This is a genomic window from Orenia metallireducens (genome assembly GCF_003001995.1).
Lineage (GTDB): Bacteria > Bacillota > Halanaerobiia > Halobacteroidales > Halobacteroidaceae > Orenia > Orenia metallireducens_B.
The window spans coordinates 35,246-60,325 of the sequence record NZ_PVNB01000013.1 but is presented as its reverse complement, the minus strand read 5'-3'; the positions used below and the strand labels follow the sequence as shown (position 1 = coordinate 60,325).

Below are 25,080 nucleotides of genomic sequence, written 5' to 3'. Positions count from 1 at the left end.
GCTTTAAATGGAAGTTGAAATTTAGATATCTTTGATATATAATTCTAATTGTTGATGTTCCCCGATAGCTCAGTTGGTAGAGCAGATGGCTGTTAACCATCGAGTCGCAGGTTCGAGTCCTGCTCGGGGAGCCATTATTTTTTTACAATGATTTACATAAATTAGAATTGAAGATTTTTAAAGCATATAAAACCTCTAATAAGTTAAAAATCTCTACCTTACTACATTTGTAGTAAGGTTTTTTAATAATTATAGTAAACTTTAGGAAGAATAAAGAATAGATTACATATAAGGAGTAAATTATGAGATTATCACCGAGATTAGCTAAGATAGTAGATTTATTGATTTTACCAACTAGAGTAATTGATGTAGGGACTGACCATGGATATTTACCAATCTATCTTGCAGAAAATACAAGTTCTAATAAGATCATAGCAAGTGATTATAACAAACAGCCCTGTCAGGCTGCTTTAAAGCATATTCAGCAGGCTGGAGTTGAAGATAGAGTTGAGGTTAGGCAGGGTTCAGGCTTATCGGTTCTAGACAAAGATGAAGTTGACCAAGTTGTGATTGCAGGGATGGGTAGTAGGACTATTATTGGTATTTTAGAGGATGATTATGATTTAGCTCAGAGGTTAGAGAGATTGGTCTTGCAACCGATGGCTGGTTCATCATCTTTACGGAAATGGTTGGTAGAGAATAATTTTAAAATTGTTGATGAGACTTTGGTCAAAGAGGATGATAAGCTTTATCAGATTATTGTAGCTCAGCCGGGTAAGATGGAGATAAAGGATGATTTTGTATTAGAGATAGGACCTGTTTTACTTAAGAATAAGGATAGTTTATTAGAAGAGTATTTCACTGAATTGAAGGATCAATGGCAGCAGATAATCAGTAAAATTGCTGATAATTCTCCTGATAATCAAAAAATTGAAATTTTAAAGAGGAGAATTAAGAGATTAGAAGAAATAGAGTTAAAGATGGAGAGATAAATAAGTGATTTAATAGTTTCTCTATTAAGGAGGTATAGGATGTCTGTAAAACTACAACAAATAACTAATTTAATAAATAACTTAGCACCTAAGCACTTAGCCTATGATTGGGATAATATAGGTTTACAGCTTGGTGATTATAATCAGGATGTAAGTAGGGTCTTGGTTACTTTAGATGTAACTGAAGAAGTAGTTAAAGAGGCTATAGATTCTGATGTGGATTTAATTGTTGCTCATCATCCTGTTATCTTTAAAGGGATTTCTAATATTAGATTCAATACTCCTTTAGGTAAGATAATTCAAAAAGCAATTAAGCATGATATTGCTATTTATGTAGCCCACACCAATTATGATATAGCAGGAGATGGGTTAAATGATTTGTTGGCTAAGAGATTAGGCTTAGTTAATACCGAGATTTTAAAGGTGACTGAAGTTGAAGACTTAAAGAAGGTAGTTGTTTTTGTACCAGAGGATTCTATATCTGAGGTCAAGGAGGCTATGGGTAGAGCAGGAGCAGGTTGGATTGGTAATTATAGTGACTGTTTCTTTGAGCAAAAAGGTACTGGTAGCTATAGACCTTTAGCAGGTAGCAATCCTTATATAGGGACTAAAGATGAGTTAAGTGAGGTTGAAGAATATCGCTTAGAGACTATTGTACCAGCTAAGATTTTAAGTAGGGTTATCAATAAAATGGTTAAGGCTCACCCTTATGAAGAGGTAGCCTATGATATCTATCCTGTAGATAATAAAGGTCAAGCTTTTGGAATAGGTAGAATTGGATATTTAGAGGAGAGTATCTTATTAAAAGATTATGTGCAAGGTGTTAAAGATGCTCTAAATATAGATAGTGTTAAGGTAGTAGGTGAAGATAATACTGAAATTAAAAAGGTTGCCATCTGTAGTGGTAGTGGAGCTGATTTGATTAAAACTGCATCCTTTAAAGGTGCAGATGTATTGGTAACTGGAGATGTTAAATACCATGATGCTCAGCTAGTATTAGAAGAGGGATTAACATTGATAGATGCTGGTCATTATGAAACTGAGCAGATTATGAGAGATGCTGTAGTATCATATTTAGTAGAAAAGACAGCTAATGATAATTTAGATGTGGAGATTGTAAAGTCACAAATTAATACTAATCCTGTTAGAATAGTTTAAAAGTAGGTCGTTTTAGCGACCTACTTTTTTCTATATGATAAAGATATTTTTAGATTAAGGCTGATTTATATTATAAATTGGGAGGGGTAAGAATGGCTACTTTGGAACTATTATATCAATTAGAAAAATTAGATAAAGAGGATAAAGGGTTGAAAAAGAGTATTGAGGAAGATGATATCGTTGGAGAGATTAACATTTTAAAAGAGGCTGTACTTAGTATAAAAAAAGATTGGAGTCAGAAGAATAAAGAAGTGGAGGATTTAAAGCATCAGATTAAGGAAGAGGAATTTAAAGATGCCCGTTTGATAAGAAAAGAGAAAGACTATCAACAACAGCTTTATAGTGGAGCTACTTCTAATCCCAAAGAGCTACAGAAGTTGCAAGAAAAATTAGATACTACATTGGAGAGTAAGAAAGAGCTAGAGGATGAATTATTAGAGTTGATGCTAGAGTTAGAAGCAAAAGAGGATGAATTATTATCTTTAAGAGAGAATTTAGATAGTAAGCAAGAAGAGTTGATAAAGCTAGAGGAAGATTACCAAGAAGGTAATACTAAAATAAATCAAGAGCTTGATAGAGTGAATTCGGCTAAAGAAGATATATTTGATAAGTTAGAGGATGAAATGATCTCGAAATATGAGGACTTATATCGTAGGAAGAGGGGGCGGGTAGTTGTAGAGGTATCTGATGGTTATTGTATGGGCTGTAGGATGTTATTACCGGTCAATCTAGTAGAAGAGGTCAAGTCTAGTGAAGAGATAGTCTACTGTGAAAACTGTGGTAGGATACTTTACTGGAGAAGATAGGAAAAACTCGGTCGGGAGTTTTTCCATCACGAAGAGTTCAAAGAACTCGTAGGGTCATAATATAGAGAGAAGCAGAATATAAGGTTAAAAAGTTCTAATTAATAAAATGTTATAAATATTGATAAAAACTCGGTCGGGAGTTTTTCCATCACGAAGAGTTCAAAGAACTCGTAGGGTCATAATATAGAGAGAAGCAGAATATAAGGTTAAAAAGTTCTAATTAATAAAATGTTATAAATATTGATAAAAACTCGGTCGGGGGTTTTTCCATCAGGTCGAGTTCAAAGAACTCGTAGGTTAATTGTAAAAAAATGTATCTATAAAACTATTGACTTCATAGATACTAAGTGATATTATATAACTTGTCGTCAAGGAGATAAAAGCATTTCTCTTTATTGACAACCATCATTAAAGATGTTATAATCTAAAACGATAATTAAATAAGTAGACTGGATGATCGCAAGTATGGTAAAATGGGCTATGCTTGAGGAAAGTCCGGGCTCCATAGAGCAGGATGCTGGTTAACGGCCAGCCGGAGTAATTCGAGGGAAAGTGCCACAGAGAGCAAACCGCCGATGGCCTTTAAGGCACAGGTAAGGGTGAAAGGGTGCGGTAAGAGCGCACCGGGGTTCTGGTGACAGAGTCCGCATGGTAAACCCCATCCGGAGCAAGACCAAGTAGGGAAAGGTTAAGAGTAGCTCGCTCATCTTTCCGGGTTAGGTCGCTTGAGGTGGCAGGCAACTGTCATCCTAGATGGATGGTCATCACCCGTGAGGGTACAGAACCCGGCTTACAGGTCTACTTATTTGTTAAATATTATCTAAAAACCTCCGCTATCTAGCGGAGGTTTTGTTATATATTAAAATTAATTAGCTACATATGAGTAAAAGTTTAAGAGTAATGTAGAATATATTAAATTATATCGGATAAAATTAAAGTATAAGCTAATATTTGTACTAGTCAATCTTTGAGTGTATAATTAATAATAAGTCATTTTTCAAGGTTTTGTAAGGAGGATGATATGAAGAGTATTAAGCTTGTAACAGACAGTGGTGCTGATTTGAGTAAGGAATTAATTGAGCGCTATGATATAAAGGTAATACCTATTCCTGTCAAATTGGGGGATAAAAATTATAAGGATGGAGAAGATATTACTCCATTAGAGTTTTATAACAAATTGAAAACAGAGGATCTCAGTCCGTTGACTTCTATGATTAATCCTTATACCTTTGAAGAAGAATTCAAAAGAATATTAGAGGAGTATCAAGAGCTTGTTTATATTAGCTTCTCTTCGCAACTAAGTGGAATTTATAACTCTGCTAAGATGGCACAGAAGGTTTTGGGAGAGGATAAAGTTACTGTAATCGATTCTAAGGCTGCCTCTTTAGGTTTAGGATTAATAGTTTTAAAGGCAGCTAGGTTACTGGAGGAAGGCGAGTCTACGGATATGATTATCTCTAAAGTTGAGGAAACTATCAGTAAGATGAAGCATATAGTGGCTATTGGTTCTTTGGAGATGCTAAAAAAAGGGGGGAGAATCTCATCTACTCAGGCATTTATAGGATCATTGTTAAATATCATTCCTATGGCAGAGGTGGATTCTGAAGGAAAGCTTGTCCCTTTAGCCAAGGTCAGAGGTGAGAAGCGTTCTATTAAATATATACTCGATACCTTTAAAGAGAGAGTGGAGTTATTACAAGAGGAGCTAATTGGAATTGGGCATGCTGATAATAGTGAACTTGCTAATAAGATAGCAACTAAGCTTAAGCAAGAGTATAGTATTAAAGATATTATCATTACAGATATTGGAGCTGCTGTAGGAAGTCATGCAGGACCAGGGACTGTAGCTTTATTCTTTCAATAATTGTATTTATAGAATTATTCTAGTGTTTTAATAACTTATTTTAGGATTCTAATATTAAAGGTATTGGGTTCTCCATGATTTGGTATCTTCTGAAGTTCAATTCCCAATACCTAAATAATTGGCTTTAGAGGGGTTATTTCTTTTTTCTATAAAGCTGTTGGAGTTTATTTTGAAAATCTGTTAAGAAATCTAAGGAGTAGGCATTAGGATCGGCTAGTATTAATAAGATTAAAATTAAAAATAATGTAAAGGGATTATAATTACTTTTCTGACTATCATCTATAGGCTCTTGTGAAGAGTCATCATCATTTTTGAATTTGAACATAATTAGACCTCCTTATAATTAATTTATTATATATTATGTTGTAAATCTTTTTTATGTTAACATAGATTGGAAAGAAAGAGTTAGGTTGGTTTTAATTCAATTATTTATTTGATTTTAAAATTGCTATAAGTTAGGAGTGGAAGTAGTGAGTAGATTAGGATTTTTAGGACCACAAGGAAGTTTTACAGAAGTAGCGGCTAGAGAATATGAGCATCAAGTAGGAGAGTTTATCCCTTATAATGATATTAAGAGCTTGGTATTGGGAATTGTTAAAGATGATATTGATAGAGCGGTTGTTCCAATTGAGAATTCGATACAGGGTGGAGTTACTCTGACTTTAGATTTATTGGCAGAGTTTGATCTGAATATTGTTGGTGAGGTAGTTCTGGTTATTGAGCAGAGCTTAGTGGCTAAGAAGAAGATGGATTTAGCTGAGATTAGACATGTTATCTCACACCCTCAGGCCTTAGCTCAATGCCGTTCTTTTTTGGAAGAAAATTTAAGTAATTATGAAACTCATATCAGTAATAGTACTTCTGAAGCGATTCAACAGCTTACGACCTTAGATGATAGTTGGGTAGCTATTGGAAATAGTAGAGCAGTTGATCATTATGATTTAGAGGTTTTGGCTCAAGGGATACAGGATAATCGTGATAATTGTACTAGATTTATAGTTTTATCCAAGGAAGAAGGGATAAAGAGTCAGAATAATAAGACCTCAATTATCTGTTCGGTGGTAGAGGATCATCCAGGTTTTTTATATGATATTTTACACGAATTTGCCATTAGAGGGATTAACTTGACTAAGATAGAGTCTAGACCTGCTAAGAGAATGTTAGGGGAGTATATCTTCTTTATAGACTTTGAAGGTCATTATCAAGATGAGAGGGTCAAAACAGCTTTAGAGTTAGTAAGGTATAAGAGTTCTTGGTACAAGCTCTTAGGATCATATGAGAAGGCAGTCGGTATTGTAGAGTTTTAATTGGGATAGTGGTAAGTAATAATGAAGAAATATTTATAAAATGTTAGTAAAGTAGTAGACTAATATTATAAGGGTATCTAAAATCAAATTGAAAAGTTAACTGATTTATGTTAGAATATTTAGGTGAATTGTATCTATCGATAAGGAGGTATTAAAATGGCTGGACATTCTAAGTGGGCCAACATTAAACATAAGAAAGCGAAAGAGGATAAAGCAAGGGGTAAGCTGTTCTCCAAATTAGTTAAAAAGATTACCGTTGCTGCTAGAAATGGTGGTGGTGATCTTGAAACTAATAATGATTTAGCTTTAGCTGTTCAAAAGGCTAAGGATGCTAATATGCCTAAAGATAATATCGAACGAGCTATTAAAAGAGGAACTGGTGATTTAGAAGGGGTCAATTATGAAGAGTTCGTATATGAGGGTTATGCTCCAGCTGGAGTTGCTTTATATATGGAAATCATGACAGATAACCGTAATCGTGCAGCTTCTGATGTAAGGCATGTTCTATCTAAGAATGGTGGAAATTTAGGAGAGAGCGGTTGTGTAGCTTGGATGTTTGAAAGAAAGGGTCAATTAATCATCGATCGTAGTGAAAATGAGATTGATGAGGATGAGATTATGATGGCTGCTTTAGAATCTGGAGCAGAGGATATTACTATCGAAGCAGATAGTGTAGAGATTATAACTGATCCATCAGATCTAAAAGAAGTTAGAACTGCTATGGAAGAAGCAGGATACAAGTTTGATTCTGGAGATATAGCAATGGTTCCAGAGAATGTACTGGATATAACTGATCCTAATGATGCTAAGAAGGTATTAAGATTAATAGATGCCTTAGAAGATCAAGATGATATACAAGAGGTATATGCTAACTTTAATATCCCTGATGATGTAATGGTAGAAATTGAAGATGAATTATAAGATTTTAAACACTTAAGTACAAGATGTGCTTAAGTGTTTTTTTATTTTGGATAGTATTTATATTTGAATATATAGCTAATATAGAGTATTATAATGGTATAAATAGATTATTTAATGTAGATAAGTTATTAATTGGTTGCCAAACTATTAAGGTCTATTAGAGAAATGAATTTAGTAGAAGTTTGGAGTTGAGAGATATAGTATATTAGATATATAAAAACTATGTTCTAAATAGTAAAAATAGGGGGGTTGTTATTGAAGGATTTAAATAAGAATGTTGTTATAAAAAAGAGGGTGATATTAATGATTTAATATATGAGTTACTATTATTAGCAGACCCATCAGAGAAACTGGTTAATGATTATGTTAGTAGAGGTAGAGTATTTACTGCAAGTTATTGTGATGTTATTGTTGGGGAGTATGTTTTGATACATACGCGTCCAGAAACTATTGAAATTGTAAATATTGCTATAAAAGAAGATTACCAAAGTAAAGGATTAGGTAAATTGTTACTAAAAGATGCTATTAAAAAGGCATTGGCATATGGTGCAAAAATTTTAGAGATTGGAACAGCAAATTCAAGTATATTTCAGCTAGCATTATATCAAAAATTGGGTTTTAGAATTACTGGAATTGATAAAGATTTCTTTTTAAAACATTATGATGAACCAATATATGAGAATGGCATACAGTGTTTAGATATGATAAGGTTGCAAATAGAATTGTAATGATAAGTAGAATAAAAATCTATAGAGGGGGCATATAAAGTGGGAAATATAAATATTGTTATATTGCTTGTTTTTATTTATGAATTAATATCAATAACGATAAATTACTATAAAATAAAAGAATATGGTGGAAATAAAATAGAAAGTTTTAAACATAAATCATCTTTAAAAAATATTATTATTGTCATTTCAATAATTGGCTCTATTGCTAATATTTTAATATTTCTAGAGTCGTTTATTATAAGTAATTTTATTATGCTTCAATTTTATATAATATCTCAAATTTTTAAAATAAGGAAAAAGATATACATATATCAAAATGGAATTTCATATTATGGTAAATTTATCAAATGGGATGAGATATCATCAATTAAAGTGATTGATGATCAAAAAATAAAAGTTGAAGTAAAAGATAGTCTTAAAGCTGTTTCTTTAGACAATATAGAAAGGCAAAAAGAGCTATTAGATATATTACATAGAAAGATTGATAATTAAAGAATATTTAAAAATATACAAGTAAATAAATAGAAAGGGAAACGTTGTCTAATGATATATTAGTGACATCCCAGTTGTGAGTGTAAATGAAAGTGAGATTGACTTATGTAAGATTATAAGTATTATCAAGGACGTCGCTAACTCTAAGGATATTATCAGAAATACAGCTTAAAATAAGTGTTTGACTATTAATAAGATTATTTTAAGAAAGGAGAATTATATATGAGTAAATATTGGAGCAAACTTGCTAAAAAAGTGGAACCATATGTTCCAGGGGAGCAACCACAAGATAAGAAATACATTAAATTAAATACTAATGAAAATCCATATCCACCATCACCAAAAGTTATGAAAGCTATTAAGCAAGCAACAAATGAAGATTTGAAGCTATATCCTGATCCTACTTGTGAAGAACTCAAAGCAACTCTTGCAGATTATTATGGTTTGAAGAAAAGTCAAGTTTTTGTAGGGAATGGTTCTGATGAAGTGTTAGCATTATTATTCATGGCTTTTTTTGATGCTGATGATTCTATACTTTTACCTGAGATTACATATAGTTTTTATCCTGTATATGCCAATCTATTTAATATCAATTATAATCTTGTGCAGTTAGATAAAGATTTTTCATTATCATTGGATGGATTCTCTGAACCAAATGAGGGAATTATCCTCCCAAATCCAAATGCACCAACTGGAAAATATCTGTCTCTTGAATTTATAGAAGAGATTTTAAAGAAGAATATTGATGAAGTTGTAATTATAGATGAGGCTTATATTGATTTTGGTGGAGAGTCAGCAGTAAAACTTATTGATAAATATCCTAATTTATTAGTTGTACAAACCCTTTCCAAATCAAGAGCCTTAGCAGGACTTAGGGTAGGGTTTGTTTTTGGTCAAGAAGATTTAATGGAAGGACTGGACAGGATTAAAAATTCATTTAATTCTTATACTCTTGATAGACTAGCATTAGTTGGAGCAAAAGAAGCAATTAAAGATGAAGAGTATTTTCAAGAAACAAGGTCAAAAATTATAAAAACTAGAGAACGAGTATCAGAAGAATTAAGAAAAATAGGCTTTAAAGTGATAGAGTCAAAGGCAAACTTTATTTTTGTTAGTCACTTAAGAGTGCAGGCAGAAAATTTATTCAATCAGTTAAAAGAAAAAGGGATTCTGGTTCGCTATTTTAATCAACCGAGAATAGAGAATTTTTTACGTGTAAGCATAGGAACAGATGAAGAGATGGATCTTTTAATAAAAACTTTAAAAGAAATTATTGAGTAAGAAGTTAGGATAAAAGTAAAGCCGTACTTCGGATAAATCAGCTGATATAAGTTGAGGATAAATTCAAAAATATTCATATCTACAGAATATAATTATTAAATAGTAATTGAGCAGCTTATGGGACAAGATTTAAGTTTCGACAGCAACTTTGTTCTTAATCTTATTTGGTTGTGAGAGTTTAGAGGTGAAAAATATATGAAAGGTACAAATAATATTTATAAATTCAGTGTATTTATTATTATTTTAGCTAGTCTATTAACTGGATTGTGTAAAGCAAGGGGTTACTGATAGTGGTATTATCATCTCTGGAGTGAATTTGAAATTTAAAAATATAGAGGGTTATAAATGGTCAGAAGATAATGAGTTTATTGAGTTTAATACCAAAGCAAAATTGTTAGGGATGGAATTTAATAATAAGTTTAGATATACTTTTAAGAATGAAGATAAAGAAGAGATTGATAATTTTTTGAATAGATGTTAAAAAGATTAAACTATTTCATTAAAAATAAATATCAAGAATATTTAAGGAGGAAGAAAAAATGGAGATATATCAAGTAGATGCGTTTACAGCTAAAGCTTTTAAAGGTAATCCAGCAGCTGTCTGTCTATTATCAGAATTAAAAGAAGATAGTTGGATGCAGAATGTAGCAGCTGAAATGAACTTATCAGAGACAGCATTTTTGTATAAAGAAGGTGATGGTTATAATTTACGTTGGTTTACTCCAGAACATGAAGAAGAGCTATGTGGTCATGCTACTCTTGCTAGTGCATATGTGTTATGGGAGACTAAAAGGGTAAAAGAGGATAAGGAGATAAATTTTTATACAAGAAGTGGTTTACTAACAGCAAGAAAGAATGGTGAGTGGATAGAACTGAATTTTCCAGCTGAGCCAGAGAAGAAAGCTGAAGCATCTAATATAATTATTAATTCCTTAGGAGTAGAGCCTAGATATGTTGGGAGAAATCGCCTTGATTATTTAGTGGAGCTTGAATCTGAAGAGCTTCTTAGAGGAATTAGTCCTGATTTTAAAGCATTAAAAGATCTTAAAGCTAGAGGTGTTATTGTAACTAGCAAATCTGATTCTAAAGAGTATGATTTTATTTCAAGATTCTTTGCCCCAGGAGTTGGAGTAAATGAAGATCCAGTTACTGGTTCTGCACATTGCTGTTTGGGTCCGTTTTGGCAAGAGAGGTTGAATAAGGATGAATTTTTAGCTTATCAAGCTTCAAAACGTGGAGGAGTTATCAAGGTTAGGGTAGAGCAAGATAGAGTTTATTTAGGTGGGCAAGCTGTAATGATATTAAAAGGAAGTTTACTGAAATAATTATAGTTATAGGAGGCGATTAAATGGCTAAGTTAAAAGCGGTTATCTTTGATATGGATGGGGTAATTATTGATAGTGAGCCGATATATTTTAAAATAGAAAGAGATTTATTTGATGAGCTAGGCTTGGATATCTCCCAAAAAGAACATGAGTCCTTTGTCGGAATGACAATGGAAGGACTATGGGAGAAGATTACAGATCAATATCAGCTAAAAGAGACTATTGAAGATTTGACAAGGTTACATAAAGATAGTGTCTTTCAATACATGTCAGAAGCTGAAGAATTACCAATAGTGGGGTATATTAGAGAGCTGATAGAAGGATTAAGAGGTAAAGAAATCAAGATAGCAGTGGCTTCTTCATCTCCCAAGAAGCTAATTGAGATTATTCTTGCTAAGTTTAATTTACAGGATTCATTTGATTTGATTATTAGTGGAGAAGAGGTAGAAAAGGGCAAACCAGCCCCTGATATCTTTACAGAAGCAGCTTATAGATTGGACCTTAACCCCAATGATTGTGTTGTTATTGAAGATTCAACTAATGGTGTAAAGGCTGCCAAAGCTGCTATGATGAAGTGTATTGGATTTCAGAATATCAACTCAGGAAATCAAGATCTGTCACTAGCAGATATTACTGTTGATTCAATTGGAGAAATAGATGCTAAATTATTAAAAAACTTATTCTAATTAAAGTTGTTAAATATTATAACTACTTAATCAGCAACAAGGCTTGATTTACTTGCTTTACTAATTATAATCAAATCCTTCTTTGGAGATAATAACTTTAGCACTTTAATACTAAAGGAGGATTTGATTTGAAGCACCTAAACAAGCTGATGATAATTCCTATTATAATTGGGATGATTGCAGGTCTAACTTATCTAATTTTAGATACAACTATAAATAATAAGAAGCCTAACAAAAATAGAGAAGAACTAGTGGAGGAGGACTTTTATCAACAGCAAGAGGATAATTTAGGAGATGAAAAGCAGGAGGATGTTGCTAAGGTTTCAGAGGTTGAAGAGGAGATTGAAAAGAATTTAACCATCTTAGAGTTGGTTAAAAAAGAAGAGAAGAGGATAAATCAGAAGCTAGAGGCAGCTACTAATATCAAGTTAAGTGAAGGGCTTAAATATCTTTTAGAGAGATTAAATCATTCTTCTAAAAATACTAAGCAAGAGAACCGATTGCTAGAATCAATCTTAGAGGTTGCTAAGGAGAAGATGGAGGATAACAAGAATAAGACAAAATCAGATGAGATAATTATCGAAATCAATGAAGAAGATCTTGTGAAGAATCAGCAGAAGAGATCAGCTAAAGAAGAAGAGACTAAGATAGAAGATTCAACATCAGATACAGATGACTTCTTCTCTTGGTTGAATGAAGATAGCAATAATCAGTCGATTTTAGATGATATAAATGAGGATAGTTCAGAGCAGGATAAAGATAAAGAGAGAATAGATAATAATCAAGCTTTAGATGAAGACGATACAGACAATGAGGATAAAGAGCAGGAATTGAAGAAACAAGGTGATGATAGTTTAGAATCAGAGAGTCAAGAGGATAATAGTGAAGATAAAGAGCAACTAGAGATAAAGAATAAGTTGTTTTTAGGTGTTAAGGATGGATATGTAGCAATCTATAAAGGGGATAGCTTAGAAGCTAAGGAGTTAGTTGAATTAAGAAAGGATATTCCAGTCAAGAAGCTATCGGAAAAGGATAAGAAGGAACTGCTTAAAGGGATAGAGGTGGCAAATCAAGAAGAGCTACTAACTGTTTTAGAGGGTTTAGTTAGTATTATAAATGAATGAAAAGGTAAAAGAGCAGCATTGCTGCTCTTTTACCTTTTCTTATCTCTAAACCTTTCAATTTAATGTTAACTATATGTTGTTTTAAGAAGTTATTTTGATAAAAATCTTGACACAACAAGTAGCCAAGGTATATAATTGACATGTAATTAACATATAGTTTACACAAAGCTATTTAGAATAATAAAAAAGAAGGGGGATATTTTAAAATTAGAGATTATTAGTTAAAACATAAATTTGAGGAGGAGTCAAATTGAATAAGATAAGAGTAGTTTTAATGTCATTTTTAATAATGGTTTTGATGGTTATGGGTGTTGCTTGCTCTAGTCCAAGCAATGAGCAGGTAACAAGTAGTAAGGCTGTAGATGAAAAGAGAATATTAGATAAGATTCAATCTCGAGGTAAAATTATAATAGGAATTAATGCAAGTGCACCACCCTTTACTTTTAGAGATAATAATGGAGAATTAACTGGCATGACTGTAGAATTAGGAAGATTGATTGGTGAAAGGATGGGAGTTGAAGTTGAATTTATCGATATGGACTGGGCTGGCTTAATACCATCTTTATTATCTAAAAGAATTGATTTGATAGGAGATAGAATGTCAAATACTTTGGAAAGAGCTAAAAGTGTTGCCTTTACTGATTCATATTTAAAGACTGGAACAGTAGCTTATGTAAGAAATACTTCTTCTTTAAGCAGTGCTGACGATGTGAGAGGAAAAGATTTAAAGGTTGGAGTGTTATTAGGGTCAATTCAGGAAGAGGTTGCTACTGATCAGTTGCCTAAAGCAGAGATAGTACCTCTTCAAACCAATCCAGATATTAAATCAGCTTTATTAAGTAATCGTGTAGAAGTTGCTTTGGATGATGAAATTATTGCTTATGAACAAGTTCAACAAGCTCCAGATAAATTAAAAATCTTACCTGGATTTCTAGTAGTAGATACTTATTCTTTTGCAGTACGCCATGAAGATAATGACTTACGTTTGTGGGTAAACCTATTCTTTGAAAAGATAAAAAGAGAAGGGGAATTTGCAAAAATATATAAGAAATGGTTAGGTAAAGAATGGAATCCAGAGGCTCAAAAACAATTGTAATCTAATAAAATCAGTAAAGGACAAGATATGGACTTTCTTGTCCTTTACTAATTTAATAAGGAGGGATTTAATTGAATTATTTTTTTCAATGGAGAATAATAGAGAAGTATTCAGATTATTTTTATCGAGGGTTTTTTAATACTTTAAGCATATCTGCAATTAGTATTTCGCTTGCTTTAATATTCGGGATTATTCTTGCTATATTGAAGAGGTCTGAAATAAAGGGGCTATCTTGGCTTAGTGGTGGTTATATTAATTTAATTAGGTCTACACCCTTATTAGTTCAAGTTTATTTTGTTTATTTTGGACTTCCATATATCAATATAAATATTTCTGGTTATTGGTGTGGAGTTATTGCTTTGGTTTTGAATAGTGGAGCCTATATTTCGGAGATTGTTCGTGCTGGCTTAGAGTCTATTCCTAATGGTCAAGTTGAAGCTGCACAGTCTCTTGGTATTGATAAAAGACAGACTTATATATATATCATTTTACCACAAGCGCTAAGAAAGATTATACCACCGTTAATTGGTCAATTTACTTATTTGATAAAGGATAGTAGTATCTTAGCGGCAATAGGTATTTATGAACTTACTAATACAGCTAATGTAGTTCATGCTAGGACTTTTAAACCGATTGAACCTTTTGTGGTAGCTTTATTGGGATATATTATTATAGTTACTATTTTGATGATTTCTGCTAATATATTAAAGAAGAAATTTTCCTTATCAGGTTATTAAGTTTTGCTTTATATTATGTATATTAAGGAGTGAAATAGATGGAGAGTGGAATATTTGATCGGATCATTATGCAATTAGTGACAGGGCTTTATTGGACACTATGTCTTTCTATGGCAGCAAGTATTCTGTCCTTAATTGTTGGTTTTGTGGCTGGGTTAATTAAAAGTATTCATGTGCCTATTATTACTTATGTAGTTAACTTCTATACTTATATAGTTAGAGGAGTACCATTTTTATTATTACTCTTTATAATTTATTATGTCCTACCTTTTTTCAATATCAGATTATCTCCATTTATAGCAGGAGTGTTAAGTTTGGTAATTCATGAAGGAGCATATATGACTGAAATTATACGTAGTGGAATAGAATCAGTTGAGAAGGGTCAGCATGAAGCTGCTCATTCTTTAGGGTTAAATTATTTTCAGAAGATGAGGTATATAATTTTACCTCAAGCTATTAAAATAACCCTACCACCATTAGCTGGTCAATTTGTTCTGTTGATTAAGTCTACAGCTTTAATCTCTTTAATAGGATTAACAGACTTAACTAGAGTGGGTAGGCAGTTGACTCAACGTGGTGAGAATCCTTTTTTAATATTTTTTATTGTAGGTATATTCTATTTTGTTATTTGTTATCCAATTATTAATATTTCTGATCGTTTAGAAAGGAGTGTCTAAAGATGTCTGGTATTAATCAAGATATTATGGTCAATATAAATAATGTCTGTAAAAGTTATGGTCAATTAGAGGTATTAAAGGATATTAATTTCAGCGTTGCTAAGGGAGAGGTTGTTGTTATTTGTGGGCCTAGTGGTTCAGGGAAGAGTACATTGATTAGATGTATTAACCGCTTAGAAAAAATTAATAGTGGTGAAATAATTGTTGATGATATTTCTATCCAAAACCCTAAGACTAAAATAGTAGATATTTCTAAAAATATAGGGATGGTATTTCAGGATTTTAATTTATTTCCCCATATGACGGTGCTGAAAAATATCACTTTTGCACCAGTTAAGGTCAAAAAGCTAAAATTAAAAGAGGCTAAAGCTATAGCCACTAAGCTTTTAGAAAGAGTAGGAATTTTGGACAAGGCTGACCAATACCCATCTTCTTTGTCGGGAGGTCAAAAACAGAGAGTGGCTATTGCGAGATCTTTAGCCATGCAGCCAGAACTAATTTTATTCGATGAGCCTACCTCTGCTTTAGATCCTGAAATGGTAGGAGAGGTATTGAGTGTTATGAGAGATTTAGCAGATGATGGTATGACAATGATTGTGGTTACTCATGAAATGGGCTTTGCCCGTGAAGTTGCTGATGAGGTAATATTTTTAGATGATGGAGTATTAATAGAAAAGACTACACCAGAGGACTTCTTTAATAATCCAAATCACAAAAGAGCTCAGGAATTTCTTTCTCAGATTCTTTAATATTTGTTAATGGGGATATTGAGATACTTTTAGATTAATTGTAAGTTTAAGTAAATGATTAAAGTAGTGTTTTATTGTCTGTTCAATCTTAACCTTAAACTTAAAGTGTCTCATTATCTCTATATAGTATATCAATCATTAAATTAGGATAAAATATAATTTCGAGATTATATAAATAACGATTTTTAGAAGATTGATATCTATAACAGCAGGATACTCTATAATAATAAATATCCATTATAAGCAGTCATTACTAGGCTGTTTTTTTCTTTTTAAACAGGATTTTAGTAAAAGTTATTGAAATTAAAGGGTTAGGGAGGGGAATGTATGATAGCTTATTTGCAGGGAAAATTAATCAGAAATAATATAGAATACATAGTTATTCAAGTAGGTGGAATAGGATATAAGGTCTATATTCCAAGTAGCCTACAGCAGACTCTACCACAGATAGGTGGAGAGGTTGAATTACATACCTATCACTATGTACGGGAAGATAATATATCATTATATGGTTTTAATAATGTAGAGACTCTAGAGCTTTTTGAGCAGTTACTAGATGTTTCAAAGATAGGACCAAAGGTTGCTTTAAGTATTTTATCTACTATGCCAGCAAAGGAGTTTAAGCTGGCTATCGTTAATAGTCAGATAAATACCTTAAAAGAGATTAAGGGTATCGGTAACAAGACTGCTAAGAGGTTAATTTTAGAGTTGCAAGAGAAGATAGACCTTGATAATATATTAGATAATGACTCTATAGATGTGGTTAGCGGTGATAGTAGAATGGAAGATGCTGTTCAGGCACTAATCAGTTTAGGCTACAAGCAAGGTGATGCTACTAAAGCAGTAGCTAAGGTAATTAGAGAGGACAAAGAGATGGTTGTAGAAGATATTATCAAGAATGCTCTACTTCATTTGAGCTAGGGTAGGAGGAAGAGAAGATGAGAGATAGATTTGTGTCAGCAACTAAGAAGCAAGAGGATATAGACTTTAATTTACGCCCTAATAAGTTCGATAATTATATCGGACAAGAGGAGATAAAGAAGAATTTGAAGATATTTATTCAAGCAGCTTTAGAGCGGGGAGATTCTTTAGATCATGTTCTATTATATGGACCTCCAGGATTAGGGAAGACTACATTAGCAAATATTATTGCTAATGAGATGGGGGCTGATATTAAGACAACTTCAGGTCCAGCTATCGAAAAACCTGGGGATTTAGCAGCTGTTTTAACCAAGTTACAACCAAATGATATTCTCTTTATAGATGAGATTCACCGTTTAAATCGGGTAATAGAAGAGACCTTATATCCTGCAATGGAGGACTTTGCCTTAGATATTGTAATCGGTACAGGACCTCAAGCTCGTTCTATTCGTTTAGATTTACCACCCTTTACCTTAATTGGTGCTACTACTAAGGCAGGAAGCTTGACTTCACCCTTACGTGATAGATTTGGAGTGATTAATCGATTACAGTTCTATACTGAGGGTGAATTGACTCAGATTATTTTAAGAACTGCCAAGGTCTTACAGGTAGGGATTGAGAAGGATGGAGCTAAGCAGATTGCTCTACGTTCTAGAGGCACACCAAGAATTGCCAATCGTTTTTTGAAAAGGGTTAGAGACTTTGCTCAGATTGAGGGTGATGGGATTATTACTGAAGAGATTGCCCATGATGCCTTAGATAGGTTGAATGTTGATAAATTAGGTCTAGATAGAGTCGATAGAAAGATGCTGAAGATGATTATCGAGAAATTTAAAGGTGGACCAGTGGGCTTAGGAACTTTAGCTGCTGCCATCAATGAAGAACGAGAGACCATTGAAGATGTTTACGAGCCTTATTTATTACAGATTGGATACTTAAACAGGACACCACGGGGAAGAAAGGTAACAGATTTGGCTTATAAGCATTTTAATCTCGAGCTGGGAAGCTAGATGAAAGATTTATTTGGTGGACAGATCATTTTAATAGGGATACTCTTAATTGTTATAGGAATAATCATCAAATTAGGTTTTCCCCTGGGGCGTTTGCCAGGAGATATCTATATTAAAAAGGAGAACTTTAGCTTTTATTTTCCACTAACAACAGGGATATTGGTCAGTCTGATCTTATCATTAATTCTAAGGTTATTTAGATAATACTACTCATCACTTATTATTTGTCACCCGTCACTTATCACTAAATCAGAGAGGCAGGATAAAATGAAAATAAAATTAAATTTACTAGTGATTTTAGTCTTGTTGTTTACAATGACATCTATTAGTAATGCCAGTATTGACACAGTAAAAGTAGGTATATTAGATGATGTTGAAGAGTTCTTGATTGGAGCAGATAAGGGAGTTAAGGTGGTATTGGATAATGGAGTAGAATTTAGCTTGACCTTAGCAGATGGATTTAATGTCAGTAAGAATAATGATTTGATTTATTTTGGGAAGAATATCTTCCAAGAGGATAAGATATTGATATATCCTGTTGACTCTAACAGTTTAATCAGTGCCAATGGTAGAAAATATAGAGGCTATTTAGAGGTTTTGAATCATGATAAAGGTTTAACAGTGGTTAACCATGTAGATTTTGATTATTATCTAGCCAGTGTAGTAGGTAGTGAAATTAGTGCTAAGTGGCCTATGGAGTCTTTAAAGGCTCAAGCGATTGTGGCTAGAACCTATGCCTTAAGGAATATGAAATCCCATGCAAGTAAAGGGTATAATCTATCAGCGACTGTTAGATCTCAAGCCTATAAAGGTTATAGCTTTGAACATCCAAGAACATTAACAGCGGTGAAGGAGACCCGTAATGAGGTGGCTACTTATCAAGGTAAGTTGATTGCCTCAGTTTATCACTCTACAGCAGGAGGACAGACAGCCAAGGGGGCAACTATCTGGAGTAGTGATACGCCATATCTCCAAAGTGTCAGTTCTCCTGATGATGTTTCACCCCATTATAGCTGGCGGAAGGAATATTCTAAGGCTGAGATAGAGAGGATACTAATAAAAAAAGGGGTTCCTATTACTGGATTGAAAGGAATTACTCTAGAGGATGTAGGACCTTCAGGAAGAGCTAGCTTTATTAGAATCTTTGATGGCAATGGGAAAATCTATGATGTTGATAGCTCTACTTTTAGATTCTGGCTAGGTTTAAAGAGTACTCGCTTTATCATTGATAATAGTACTTCCTTAAGGTTAAGCAATTTAGATAACAACTTCACCTTTGACTTAGCAACTTTAGGAGTAGAGAATGCTTTTACAACAGCTAAAGATGATAGCTATCAATTTGTAGGATATGGCTGGGGCCATGGAGTAGGTATGAGCCAATGGGGAGCTTATCAGATGGCTAAAGATGGTTATACTTACCAAGAGATATTAAAGCATTATTATCAAGGTATAGATATTATTGAGTGGTAATTATATTTTTAGTTGAAGTTTAAGATTTAGTTTAAGGAAAGTATTTATTTTTTATAACTTACTTAAGCTTAATCTTAATCTTAGACTTATACTTAATTTTGCAGAATTTGGAGGAATATTAGATGAAGGTTAAAGATTTTGATTTTGAACTACCAGAAGAACTAATTGCTCAAGAGCCGATGGAACCAAGGGATGAATCAAGGTTAATGGTTATTAATCGGGCTGAGGAGAGGATAGAAGGAAAAATATTTAAAGAGATTGTAGATTATTTTCAACCAGGAGATACCTTGGTAAGAAATAATACTAAGGTGATACCTGCTCGCTTATTTGGACAGAAGGAGACTGGAGCCAAGGTGGAGGTTCTGTTATTGACTCAAGCTGAATTAGGAGTATGGGAAGCTCTAGTTCGCCCAGGGCGTAAGTTAAAGCTTGGGACTAGAGTTATTTTCGGTAATGGGGAGTTGGTTGGAGAGATTAAAGGTAGAACAGATTTTGGTGGACGGGTGATTAAATTTGAATATGAAGGTACCTTTGAAGCAGTATTAGATAAATTAGGGGAGATGCCTCTACCACCATATATAACTAAGGAGTTGGATAAGAGTGAAAAGTATCAGACTGTCTATGCTAAAAAGCGGGGGGCAGCAGCAGCTCCAACGGCTGGACTACATTTTACTGATGAGCTTTTAGCTAAGATAGAAGCCAAAGGTGTTAATATAGTAGATATCACCTTACATGTTGGCTTAGGTACCTTTAGACCTGTCAGTGTTGATACTATAGAAGAGCATGATATGCACTCTGAATACTATGAAGTCTCAGAAGAAGCAGCTCAGATAATCAATGAGACCAAGAAACAGGGCAATAGAGTCTTCTCTGTAGGTACAACCTCTACTAGAACTTTGGAAACTGTAGCTACTAAAGATGGTAGAATCAAAGCTGGTAAAGGATGGACTGATATCTTTATCTACCCAGGTTATGAGTTTAAAGCAGTAGATGCTCTAATTACCAACTTTCATTTACCCCAATCTACTTTAGTAATGCTAGTTAGTGCCTTTGCAGGTCAAGAGTTGACGATGAAGGCTTATGAGCAGGCAGTTGAGCAAAATTATAGATTCTATAGCTTTGGTGATGGGATGCTAATTTTATAATTAATAATATAGGAGGAAATTAAATGTCTTTTGAATATACACTAAAGAAAAAATGCAAGGATACTAAAGCAAGACTAGGAGAACTATCTACTCCTCATGGTAAGATTGAAACACCTATCTTTATGCCAGTAGGGACTAAAGCTACTGTTAAGACGATGACTCCAGAGGAGTTAAAGGAGATTAATTCTCAGATAATCCTAAGTAATACATACCATCTATATTTAAGACCAGGCCATGATTTGATAGCAGAGGCTGGTGGATTACATAAATTTATGAATTGGGATAGACCTATTTTGACAGATAGCGGAGGATTTCAGGTCTTTAGCTTAAGTGATATGAATAAGATTAGTGAAGAAGGGGTAGAGTTTAAGTCCCATATCGATGGTTCTAAACATTTTATCAGCCCTGAGAAGTCTATTGAGATTCAGACAGCTTTAGGAGCAGATATTATGATGGCCTTTGATGAATGTCCACCCTATCCTGCTGATAGAGATTATGTGAAGAAGTCCTTAGAGATGACTACTCGCTGGTTGGAGCGTTGTATTGAAGCTAAGACTCGTGATGACCAAGCCTTATTTGGGATTATGCAAGGTGGAATGTATAAGGACTTAAGAGAAGAGAGTGCTAAACAGATTGTCGAGTTTGACTTACCTGGTTATGCTATCGGTGGTTTAAGTGTAGGTGAGCCTAAAGAGCTGATGATTGAGGTGTTAGATTATGCCCCTGACTTCTTACCTGAAAATAAGCCACGCTATTTGATGGGGGTAGGAACTCCTTTTGATCTATTTGAAGGTGTAATGAGAGGGATAGATATGTTTGATTGTGTATTCCCAACTAGAGTTGCTAGAAATGGTATGGTCTTTACTAGTCAAGGTAGGGTAACTGTCCGTAATGCAACCTATGAAAGAGACTTTAGTCCACTAGACCAGGATTGTGACTGCTATGTATGTCAAAATTATACTCGTGCTTATATTAGGCACTTAATCAAGCAGAATGAAATCTTAGGTGTAAGGCTGACTACTTATCATAACCTGCATTTCTTATTGGATATGATGGAGAATATCAGAAAGGCTATTGCTGAAGATAGGTTCTTAGAGTATCGTGCTGATTTTTATGAGAAATATGGATTAGAGGTTTAAGTTTATTGGTTACTAATTACTGCTATTGATACATTGCTTAAAAAAAGATATTTCTTATAAAAGGGTTTTAACCTTAAAATCTTGAATATAGATAGAGAAAATAAAAATATTTTGGTAGTTGATAGGGTTATATTAAATTTATTCATATATAGATAGCCCTTTGATACTTAAGGAGGAGTTTAGATGCAGATTTTAGGAGGTCTATTACCTTTTGTGGTAATGACAGGTCTTTTTTGGTTTTTATTCATTAAACCACAGAAGAAGAGGCAACAAGAACGCCAAGAGATGTTAGATAGTTTAGCTGTAGGTACTGATATAGTTACTATCGGCGGAATTAAAGGTAAAATTACTGAAATTAAAGATGATGAGCTAAGTTTAGAGATTGCTCCAGAGGTAGAGATTAAGGTCAGCAGGATGGCTGTTGGTAGAATAGATGATTAATTACAGGTAGAGAATAAGATAGGAGGAGCATGATGTTAGCTATTAAAGATGAAATTAAGGAACTGATTGAATCTGTATTGATAGCAGGAGTTTTGGCATTTTTTATTATAACTTTTGTAGTACAATCCTTTGTAGTCCATGGACATTCCATGGATCCTACTTTAGCAGATGGTGAACGATTATTTGTTAATAAATTCGTTTATAGATTTAATCCCCCTCAAAGAGGTGATATAATAGTCTTAAAGCCTAAAGGAGACCCTAAGCGAAAGTATATTAAAAGGGTAATGGGACTACCAGGTGATAAGCTAGAGGTTAAAGAGGGGTCTTTATATATTAATGATAAGAAGGTTGAAGAGGATTATATCAATGAATCCTATATTAGAACCCGTCTCTATCGGATGTATAATGAGGAAAATCAGGAATATGAAATCCATAGTACTGCTGGTCCGTTTTATGTACCAGAAGGTCATGTTTTTGCTATGGGAGATAACCGTAACAATAGTTCTGATAGTAGGAATATGATGGCTGTAGGATATGTGCCCTATGGTAATATTAGTGGTAAGGCATTTTGGGTCTATTGGCCGATAACTGAAATGAAAGTCTTAGATGAGGTTTCCTATCCTGAATTTAATTAAAAAGTTAGTCTATATTGTTAGCTAACAATATAGACTAACTTTTTTCATTAAGGAAACTACTTGTTATTAGAGAGTATAGCAATCTATTTTTAATGACTTTTGTTTGTCATCAAAAATAGATTGCTACTAATTGCATCAATTAAAAATATAGTTAAACTAGGCTTGAAAGATATTGATGATATAATAGCTAAATATTTATCTATTGGAAATATTAGAAAAAAGAAGGAATATGGTATTTAATTATAGAAATTATAAAACAATATCTAAAAAACAAGAGCCATTGTGGTATAAGTATATGGGGAGGAGAGTTATGTTATTATTTAATTTGAAGTTAAAACAGAAGTTGATCTTAGCGATGGTATTATTGGCTATTATTCCAGTAATGATTTATGGGACTTTCAGTTATCTTAATCAAAGAGAGGCGATTAAGAATGGGATCATTACCCAGAATAATATCTTGGTAGAACAGTTGGCTAGTCGTGTTAGAGAGAGAATTCGAGAGAAGATTACTATTGTTGATTTAATGGCTGAGTTAGATGAGATTCAGTCGATGCAGCTTGAAGAACATCAGAAGATATTCAAGAAGTACTTAGATAAGAACCCTATCTTTGAGATGCTCTTTGTTGCTGATCAAGAAGGTAGATTAATCAGTTTAAATCAGAATACTGAATATATAGGAGAGGATTTTAGCCATAGAGACTGGTTTAAAGGGGCGATGAAGGGCTTTGCTTATATTTCAGATTCATATATATCTCAGGGAACTGGAGAGCCCTGTATTACAATAGCTAGACCAATTAGAAAAGGGAGTAAAATTATAGGGGTATTAGGGGCTGATATTAATCTCCAAATTCTACAAGCTATGATTGGTGAGGTAAAGCTAGGTAAATCAGGTTATGCCTTTATTACTGATAAGAAAGGAGTGGCAATTGCTCATCCGCAATTTGAAGATGTAGTTTTAGCTCAGAAGAGCGGAAAAGGTACCTTAGCAGTTGATAAGGCTCTTGCTGGTGAAGATGGTTATGCCATCTATCAGAATTCTTTTGGTGAAGAGATGTTAGGAGCATATCAGTATCTAGAGGGTTTAGGGTGGGCTTTGGTAGCTCAACAGCCTACAGAAGAAGCCTTTAAACCTTTAAAGAGTATTATCTATAAAAATTTATTAATGATTCTAATAGCTGGCATTCTAGCAAGTTTAATAGCTTGGTGGTTAGCTGATAACTTTAGTCAGCCAATTATCCAAGTTGCAGAAGGGATTAAGTCAGTTGCCAGTGGTGATTTTACTACCAGAATAAATATTGATCGTAGTGATGAATTAGGTGAGCTAGCAAAGACCTTCAATCAAACAACCTCGCAACAGCAGGAGTTTTTTGGTGGTCTAGCAAATATGGTAGAGCGGATATCTAGCTATAGTCAAGAGTTATCTGCAAGTGCTGAAGAGACCAATGCAACTATTGACAATAATAATGATGGTATCAGAGAGATGACAAGCAGTGTTCAGCAGATTTCTGCAGGTAGTCAGGAAGTTGCTGGACATATTCAAGAGGTTGACTCTAAGATAGATTTAGGAAACAAGAATGTTGAAGATACTATAAATAGTATGAATGAGATCAATCAGATGGTAAAAAGTACTGTCAAGCTTATCAATAACCTAGACTCTAACTCTCAAGAGATAGGAAAGATTGTAGAGCTGATTAATAATATAGCAGAACAGACCAATCTATTAGCATTAAATGCAGCTATTGAGGCAGCTAGAGCGGGAGAACATGGCCGTGGTTTTGCTGTAGTAGCAGATGAGATTAGAAGCCTAGCAGAAGATACATCGAAGGCTACTGATGAAATCAGTAATTTAATCAAAAATACACAAAAGAGTTCAAAGGATGGACTAAAGTCAGTTAAGCAGGTAGAGAATAAGACAGAAATAGGCAAGAATATTGTTGAAGAGACTGGGCAATTCTTTTCTCAAATCAAAGCTTCAATTCAAGAAACATCAGCTTATATTGAGGAAGTAGCGCACTCTACACAGAGTTTAGCAGAGAATAGTGAGCAAGTAAAAAGTGGTTCTAATGAGATTAATACCATGTCACAGCAGGTCAGTGATTCTTCTCAAGATTTGGCTGATATTGCTCAGATTTTACAACAAGAGATAGATAGATTTAAAATATAATATTAAAACTTCCTAGTAATATTACTAGGAAGTTTTTGTTCTAAAGAAGGGATTTGTCTTATTTGATTATCAATATTTATGATTCAATTTCAATATAAGTAATGTTTCTTTATGGGTATATTGCGACAGTTTAAGTTTTAGCTACGGGTTTTAACCCGTAGTGTAACATGTCATCATCTCCACAGGTTGAAACCTGTGGCTAGTAAATT

Annotated in this window: 27 protein-coding genes, 1 tRNA gene and 1 other RNA gene; 28 read left to right on the top strand and 1 reads right to left on the bottom strand. The window is 33.5% G+C overall.

Going from position 1 to position 25,080, the window contains the following annotated elements:
• Positions 1 to 58: 58 nt before the first annotated feature.
• From BX659_RS10140 to BX659_RS10115, 6 genes are all read left to right on the top strand, one after another.
• Positions 59 to 134 (top strand) — tRNA-Asn (locus BX659_RS10140).
• 168 nt (positions 135 to 302) lie between these two features.
• Entirely contained in the window at positions 303 to 992 is a 690-nt protein-coding gene (locus BX659_RS10135; RefSeq protein ID WP_097016885.1) for a tRNA (adenine(22)-N(1))-methyltransferase, read from the top strand.
• A gap of 39 nt (positions 993 to 1,031) precedes the next feature.
• A complete protein-coding gene (locus BX659_RS10130; RefSeq protein WP_106231826.1) occupies positions 1,032 to 2,150 on the top strand; it encodes a Nif3-like dinuclear metal center hexameric protein in 1,119 nt (372 codons plus the stop codon).
• Between the two features lie 92 nt (positions 2,151 to 2,242).
• Positions 2,243 to 2,956, top strand: a complete 714-nt coding sequence (locus tag BX659_RS10125) for a zinc ribbon domain-containing protein (RefSeq protein WP_097016887.1) — start codon at positions 2,243 to 2,245, stop codon at positions 2,954 to 2,956.
• A 441-nt stretch (positions 2,957 to 3,397) separates the two neighbouring features.
• An RNA gene (gene rnpB, locus BX659_RS10120) (RNase P RNA component class A) lies at positions 3,398 to 3,765 on the top strand.
• Positions 3,766 to 3,977: 212 nt separating this feature from the next.
• Entirely contained in the window at positions 3,978 to 4,820 is an 843-nt protein-coding gene (locus BX659_RS10115; RefSeq protein ID WP_097016888.1) for a DegV family protein, read from the top strand.
• Between the two features lie 133 nt (positions 4,821 to 4,953).
• On the opposite strand, the gene BX659_RS10110 is transcribed toward BX659_RS10115, so the two are convergent.
• Positions 4,954 to 5,145: a hypothetical protein gene (locus BX659_RS10110; RefSeq protein ID WP_097016889.1), complete on the bottom strand. Its 192-nt coding sequence runs from the start codon at positions 5,143 to 5,145 to the stop codon at positions 4,954 to 4,956.
• Between the two features lie 145 nt (positions 5,146 to 5,290).
• Here BX659_RS10110 and pheA point away from each other — a divergent pair, with 145 nt between their 5' ends.
• The 22 genes from pheA (at position 5,291) to BX659_RS10005 (ending at position 24,871) form a co-directional block, all read left to right on the top strand.
• Positions 5,291 to 6,127: a prephenate dehydratase gene (gene pheA / locus BX659_RS10105; protein ID WP_097016890.1), complete on the top strand. Its 837-nt coding sequence runs from the start codon at positions 5,291 to 5,293 to the stop codon at positions 6,125 to 6,127.
• 156 nt (positions 6,128 to 6,283) lie between these two features.
• Positions 6,284 to 7,048 carry a YebC/PmpR family DNA-binding transcriptional regulator gene (locus BX659_RS10100; RefSeq protein WP_097016891.1) on the top strand — a complete coding sequence of 255 codons (765 nt, stop codon included), beginning with the start codon at positions 6,284 to 6,286 and terminating at the stop codon, positions 7,046 to 7,048.
• Positions 7,049 to 7,347: 299 nt separating this feature from the next.
• Entirely contained in the window at positions 7,348 to 7,776 is a 429-nt protein-coding gene (locus tag BX659_RS10095; protein ID WP_097016892.1) for a GNAT family N-acetyltransferase, read from the top strand.
• Positions 7,777 to 7,815: 39 nt separating this feature from the next.
• Complete coding sequence (locus BX659_RS10090; RefSeq protein WP_097016893.1) at positions 7,816 to 8,271, top strand: hypothetical protein; 456 nt, start codon at positions 7,816 to 7,818, stop codon at positions 8,269 to 8,271.
• A gap of 222 nt (positions 8,272 to 8,493) precedes the next feature.
• On the top strand, positions 8,494 to 9,552 hold the full coding sequence (hisC, locus tag BX659_RS10085; protein ID WP_097016894.1) for a histidinol-phosphate transaminase: 1,059 nt from the start codon (positions 8,494 to 8,496) through the stop codon (positions 9,550 to 9,552).
• Between the two features lie 259 nt (positions 9,553 to 9,811).
• Entirely contained in the window at positions 9,812 to 10,033 is a 222-nt protein-coding gene (locus BX659_RS19025) for a DUF5673 domain-containing protein (protein ID WP_258176133.1), read from the top strand.
• Between the two features lie 58 nt (positions 10,034 to 10,091).
• Entirely contained in the window at positions 10,092 to 10,877 is a 786-nt protein-coding gene (locus tag BX659_RS10080) for a PhzF family phenazine biosynthesis protein (RefSeq protein ID WP_097016895.1), read from the top strand.
• 23 nt (positions 10,878 to 10,900) lie between these two features.
• Entirely contained in the window at positions 10,901 to 11,563 is a 663-nt protein-coding gene (locus BX659_RS10075) for an HAD family hydrolase (RefSeq protein WP_097016896.1), read from the top strand.
• Positions 11,564 to 11,691: 128 nt separating this feature from the next.
• A complete protein-coding gene (locus BX659_RS10070; RefSeq protein WP_097016897.1) occupies positions 11,692 to 12,687 on the top strand; it encodes a BofC C-terminal domain-containing protein in 996 nt (331 codons plus the stop codon).
• Positions 12,688 to 12,937: 250 nt separating this feature from the next.
• Positions 12,938 to 13,783 (top strand): substrate-binding periplasmic protein, encoded by an 846-nt coding sequence (locus BX659_RS10065; RefSeq protein WP_097016898.1) that lies wholly within the window; start codon positions 12,938 to 12,940, stop codon positions 13,781 to 13,783.
• A gap of 71 nt (positions 13,784 to 13,854) precedes the next feature.
• Entirely contained in the window at positions 13,855 to 14,520 is a 666-nt protein-coding gene (locus BX659_RS10060) for an amino acid ABC transporter permease (RefSeq protein ID WP_097016899.1), read from the top strand.
• 38 nt (positions 14,521 to 14,558) lie between these two features.
• A complete protein-coding gene (locus tag BX659_RS10055) occupies positions 14,559 to 15,197 on the top strand; it encodes an amino acid ABC transporter permease (RefSeq protein ID WP_097016900.1) in 639 nt (212 codons plus the stop codon).
• Between the two features lie 26 nt (positions 15,198 to 15,223).
• Positions 15,224 to 15,946, top strand: a complete 723-nt coding sequence (locus tag BX659_RS10050; protein ID WP_097017024.1) for an amino acid ABC transporter ATP-binding protein — start codon at positions 15,224 to 15,226, stop codon at positions 15,944 to 15,946.
• A 327-nt stretch (positions 15,947 to 16,273) separates the two neighbouring features.
• Complete coding sequence (gene ruvA, locus BX659_RS10045; protein ID WP_097016901.1) at positions 16,274 to 16,867, top strand: Holliday junction branch migration protein RuvA; 594 nt, start codon at positions 16,274 to 16,276, stop codon at positions 16,865 to 16,867.
• A 17-nt stretch (positions 16,868 to 16,884) separates the two neighbouring features.
• A complete protein-coding gene (ruvB, locus tag BX659_RS10040; RefSeq protein ID WP_097016902.1) occupies positions 16,885 to 17,877 on the top strand; it encodes a Holliday junction branch migration DNA helicase RuvB in 993 nt (330 codons plus the stop codon).
• Positions 17,878 to 18,081: a DUF2905 domain-containing protein gene (locus BX659_RS10035; RefSeq protein WP_097016903.1), complete on the top strand. Its 204-nt coding sequence runs from the start codon at positions 17,878 to 17,880 to the stop codon at positions 18,079 to 18,081.
• Between the two features lie 63 nt (positions 18,082 to 18,144).
• Complete coding sequence (locus BX659_RS10030) at positions 18,145 to 19,347, top strand: SpoIID/LytB domain-containing protein (RefSeq protein ID WP_097016904.1); 1,203 nt, start codon at positions 18,145 to 18,147, stop codon at positions 19,345 to 19,347.
• A gap of 122 nt (positions 19,348 to 19,469) precedes the next feature.
• Positions 19,470 to 20,492, top strand: a complete 1,023-nt coding sequence (gene queA, locus BX659_RS10025) for a tRNA preQ1(34) S-adenosylmethionine ribosyltransferase-isomerase QueA (protein ID WP_097016905.1) — start codon at positions 19,470 to 19,472, stop codon at positions 20,490 to 20,492.
• Positions 20,493 to 20,515: 23 nt separating this feature from the next.
• The gene (tgt, locus tag BX659_RS10020; RefSeq protein WP_097016906.1) at positions 20,516 to 21,631 is read left to right on the top strand and encodes a tRNA guanosine(34) transglycosylase Tgt; all 1,116 of its coding nucleotides are present in this window, start codon (positions 20,516 to 20,518) and stop codon (positions 21,629 to 21,631) included.
• 183 nt (positions 21,632 to 21,814) lie between these two features.
• The gene (gene yajC, locus BX659_RS10015; protein ID WP_097016907.1) at positions 21,815 to 22,072 is read left to right on the top strand and encodes a preprotein translocase subunit YajC; all 258 of its coding nucleotides are present in this window, start codon (positions 21,815 to 21,817) and stop codon (positions 22,070 to 22,072) included.
• Positions 22,073 to 22,104: 32 nt separating this feature from the next.
• Positions 22,105 to 22,707, top strand: coding sequence for a signal peptidase I (gene lepB / locus BX659_RS10010; protein WP_172431829.1), 603 nt, complete (start codon positions 22,105 to 22,107; stop codon positions 22,705 to 22,707).
• Between the two features lie 310 nt (positions 22,708 to 23,017).
• Positions 23,018 to 24,871 (top strand): methyl-accepting chemotaxis protein, encoded by a 1,854-nt coding sequence (locus tag BX659_RS10005; protein WP_172431830.1) that lies wholly within the window; start codon positions 23,018 to 23,020, stop codon positions 24,869 to 24,871.
• Positions 24,872 to 25,080: the final 209 nt, after the last annotated feature.